Source organism: Microcoleus sp. S13_C5 (genome assembly GCF_036700845.1).
Classification (GTDB): Bacteria; Cyanobacteriota; Cyanobacteriia; order Cyanobacteriales; family Microcoleaceae; genus Microcoleus.
Genome location: NZ_JAUBPR010000218.1, coordinates 1 through 4,733, shown reverse-complemented (window position 1 = coordinate 4,733; position 4,733 = coordinate 1). Strand labels below are relative to the sequence as shown.

Sequence of the window (4,733 nt, the reverse complement as noted above, 5' to 3'; positions counted from 1 at the left end):
CTTCTCTGCTGTATTGCGTAAGCGTTGCTTGCCGAAGGCATCGCATCCCTCTTTAAAAACTGTCCGGAGTATTGTTAGTTAATGACTCATTCATTCTTGATAAAAGCCAGAGAAGGAAGTTGATGACTACAAAATATATAAGCATTTTTTGACGAAAATATAGATTATCTGAGATTCGGCTGATTGACAGCCATAAAATTGGTTTTTGATCAGGACTTAAGTCTTAATAAAAGTCTGATTTATTAAGGGACATTTACTACAAGAGAGAACGCTTGTCAACTACTTTTAGGTAAAAAACTTTCGAATCACACGGTGTATTTTCGTACATCGCAGTTATTTTATTTTATGTGCAAATAATTTAGCTACACGTTTCAATTGGATAAAAAACCCCTGATTTTCCAGGTAAATACAGCGAACTGCTACTTTGGGAAGATGTCTATCAAAAAAAAATCGAAGTAAATAGAACTTGTTAAGTATGCGAAGTCGAGAAATTAGAAATTAGAAATTTCCCATCAGCAATTAACAATAATATCTACCACTGAAGATTGACAATTGACAAATCAAGGAGCTATGTAAGTCATGAAAAATTTATGGTGCAACTACTCTTCGCCAATTCACAAATCAAGTTGCGATCGCCGCGACACCGACTGCATAAAAGCTTCTTTGATTGGGGCGCCATTAGTCAGTGATCCGGCGATTAATATTTCCTGTTTAACAAAAGCGAGTCGGGGCGTCAAGACTCAAGGTAAAAAATATTTAGTTTGCATCGACCCGAGGGTAGAGAATTATCAGCATCTTGCCAGCGGAGTCAAACCGGGGATAGAGGTAATTGTCCTGGATCGAACTCGGGACGGAGTAGAACAAATTACCGAGATTCTAGCTAAACGCAGCTTCATTGCCAGCCTTCAGATAGTTGCTCACGGCAATGAAGGTTCTGTGCAACTGGGGTCAACTATACTGAAGGATGAAAACTTACCAAAGTACGATCGGCATTTGCAGCAGTGGCGACATGCATTCAGCGAAAAAGCCGATATTTTATTATTAGCGTGTAGGGTTGGGGCTGGAAAATCCGGGATTGCTTTCGTGCAGAAGCTGAGAGAATTAACAGGCGCAAATATAGCGGCTTCCAACAATCTAATTGGCAGTGAAAAATTAGGAGGAAACTGGCAGTTAAATGTTACAGCAGGACGAGTAAAAACCGCCATAGCTTTTGGAACCAAAACGCAGGAAACTTACAGCGCTGTCCTCGTTACTTTAGTTGACGAAAGCTTTCAAGATGCAAGTCTAATAGGGCCTTGGATATCTGGGGTCAGCGGCCCGTCAGACGCTCCAGCTTTAACCGCAGGAACCGGAACGGAGAGTTTTCCGGGTTTGAACATCGACCCGATAGGCAGCGGGGCTTTGAGATTAACTTCAAGAAGTTTTGACCAATCTACTTTTGCCATCTATAACAATCCGGTACCAGTCAGCAGCGGCCTTAAAATTGTCTTCGATATATTTGCCTACAACGGGACTACACGTCCGAATTTACCCAGTAATTTGACAGGGGACGGCATAAGTTTCTTTTTAATTGACGGTACTGTGACGCCAACAAAAGCTGGAGGCTTTGGAGGTTCTCTCGGCTACGCCCAAAATACAGACGAAACTCAGGCCGGTTTACTCGGAGGTTATTTAGGAATTGGATTTGATGAATTCGGAAATTTTTCAACTCCAGATGAAGGGCGTGTAGGCGGAATTCCGGGAGGGATTAGACCAGACTCGGTAACGCTTCGAGGTAGCGAAGCTAGGCAATATCAGTTTTTAACTTCTAACTTTGTGCCGGGGGGAATAGATAATATTCCCAATCCCGTAAGTCCGCCGATCAACGCCATTACTACCACTCGCGAACCAGCCAGAAGAAGAGTTCAAGTTATTTTGTCACCCCCCACTTCTGCAACGCCAAACCGTCTGACTGTTAACTTTGATCTCAACAATAATGGTTCGTTTACAGATGAGGGCGAGACTATTATCGACATTGCCAATTTACAGGCAATAAACGGGCCAATCCCGCCAACATTCAAATTTGGTTTTGCTGCTTCAACGGGAGACGCTACAAATATTCACGACGTTCGCACTTTGTCGATCCAAACTATAGACGTGCCGCTTACTACAGCAGATGTTGCGACAACGAAAAAAGGCCCGGCCGCTGCGGCACCGGGCAGCCCCATTACTTACACAATTACGACAGTAAATAATGGCCCGAACTCTGCTGAAAACGTGCTCGTTGAAGACCAACTGCCCCGAGGGGCCGTATTTGGCAGTGCCGACAGCGACGGCACTTTCAACCCGACAACGAGACTGGTCACCTGGCCAACTATTCCGAATTTACCTCTTGGGGCCAGCGTCACCCGCACCGTAACTGTTACCGCCCCAACTACACTCGGCCCTATTACAAACAGTGTATTCAGCAGCAGCAGCACGATCGATCCCGTACCCGCCAACAACAGCGGCAGCAGCCCGGAGGCGAGAGTCACCACCACTATCACGAACGATAGCGCCGATGTAGTTACGGTCAAAACCGGGCCCGCTACGGCAGCAGCCGGCTCGACTGTCACCTACACAATTACGGCAGCTAACAGTGGGCCGAGTGCAGCAACCAATGTGGCGATCGCCGACACCATTGTTCCGGGTTTAACAGGAGTCAGCGTCTCCGAGGGCGGAACTTACAACGCAACTACAGGTATTGTGACTTGGACGGCGATCCCATCCCTAGCTAGCGCAGCCAGCGCCAACAGAACCGTCAGTTTCGCAGTTCCCGCCACGATCAGCGCCATCGCCAACACTGCTAGCAGCACCTCAACTAGCCCAGACCCGACTCCTGACAACAACAACGGCAGCAGCCCCCAAGCGCGAGTTACCACCAGCATCACCGAGAGTGCCGATGTAGTGACGGTCAAAACCGGGCCCGCTACGGCGACCGCGGGCTCGACTGTCACCTACACAATTACGGCAGCTAACAGTGGGCCGAGTGCAGCAACCAATGTGGCGATCGCCGACACCATTGTTCCGGGTTTAACAGGAGTCAGCGTCTCCGAGGGCGGAACTTACAACGCAACTACAGGTATTGTGACTTGGACGGCGATCCCATCCCTAGCTAGCGCAGCCAGCGCCAACAGAACCGTCAGTTTCGCAGTTCCCGCCACGATCAGCGCCATCGCCAACACTGCTAGCAGCACCTCAACTAGCCCAGACCCGACTCCTGACAACAACAACGGCAGCAGCCCCCAAGCGCGCGTTACCACCAGCATCACCGAGAGTGCCGATGTAGTGACGGTCAAAACCGGGCCCGCTACGGCAGCAGCCGGCTCGACTGTCACCTACACAATTACGGCAGCTAACAGTGGGCCGAGTGCAGCAACCAATGTGGCGATCGCCGACACCATTGTTCCGGGTTTAACAGGAGTCAGCGTCTCCGAGGGCGGAACTTACAACGCAACTACAGGTATTGTGACTTGGACGGCGATCCCATCCCTAGCCAGCGCAGCCAGCGCCAACAGAACCGTCAGTTTTGCAGTTCCCGCCACCGGCGGCACCGTCGCCAACACTGCTAGCAGCACCTCAACCAGTCCAGACCCCAATCCTGCCAACAACAACGGCAGCAGCCCCCAAGCGCGAGTTACCACCAGCATCACCGAAAGTGCCGATGTAGTTACACTCAAAACCGGGCCCGCTACGGCGACCGCGGACTCGACAGTCACCTACACCATTCTCACCGAAAACAGAGGGCCCAGTACCGCCACCAACATCACCCTTACAGACAGCATCGTTCCCGGTTTAACGGGCGTCACAGCATCGAACGGCGGTATTTACGACCCAGCCACAGGCATTGTCAGCTTTCCGCCCATTGCCAGCTTAGCTGACGGCGTGGCTGTCAGCCGGACTGTCAGATTCCCAGCCCCGGCGGCCGGCACTGTCAGCAACACGGCAAGAAGTACCTCAAACACGAATGACGCGAATCCCGGCAACAATAACGGCAGCGAGCCCGGCGCAACTGTTACCACCAGCATCGCCTCTGCCCCGACTCCGACTCCGACTCCCCCACCGACTCCGACTCCGACTCCCGCCAACCAACCGCCGATAGCTAACAACGTCAACCTAGAAATCGCCCCCAGCAGCGCTGTGGCGATCGCAGGACTTGGAGGAACAGACCCCGACGGGTCGATCGCATCCTTCACGATCGATACCGTCCCACCAGCAAGTGAAGGGCTGATATTTTTAGGCAATCCCGATACTGGTGGCACGATTGTCACCGCCGGTCAAATTCTGACGCCTGCTGAGATTAACCAATTATTTTTCCAATCGACAGCCAACTTTACCACAGCCAATTTCACCTACAGCGCTACAGACAACCAGGGCGTTACCAGCCCTGCCAGCGCTACTGTATCGGCGCTGCCGCCATTGCCAAACAAACCGCCAGTAGCTAACAACGTCAACCTCGATATCGCCCCCAGCAGCACTGTCTTGATCGCAGGACTTGGAGGAACCGACCCCGACGGGTCGATCGCATCCTTCACGATCAATACCGTCCCACCAGCAAGTGAAGGGCTGATATTTTTAGGCGATCCCGATACTGGGGGCAGGATTATCCGCGCCGGTCAAATTCTGACACCTGCTGACATTAACCAATTATTTTTCCAATCGACAGCCAACTTTACCACAGCCAATTTCACCTACAGCGCTACAGACAACCAGGG

1 protein-coding gene is annotated in these 4,733 nt (G+C 51.0%); it reads left to right on the top strand.

What is annotated here, in order from left to right:
- Nucleotides 1-579: 579 nt before the first annotated feature.
- The coding region (locus QUA04_RS28690) for a DUF4347 domain-containing protein (RefSeq protein WP_333263909.1) at nucleotides 580-4,733 on the top strand (4,154 nt) is incomplete at its 3' end.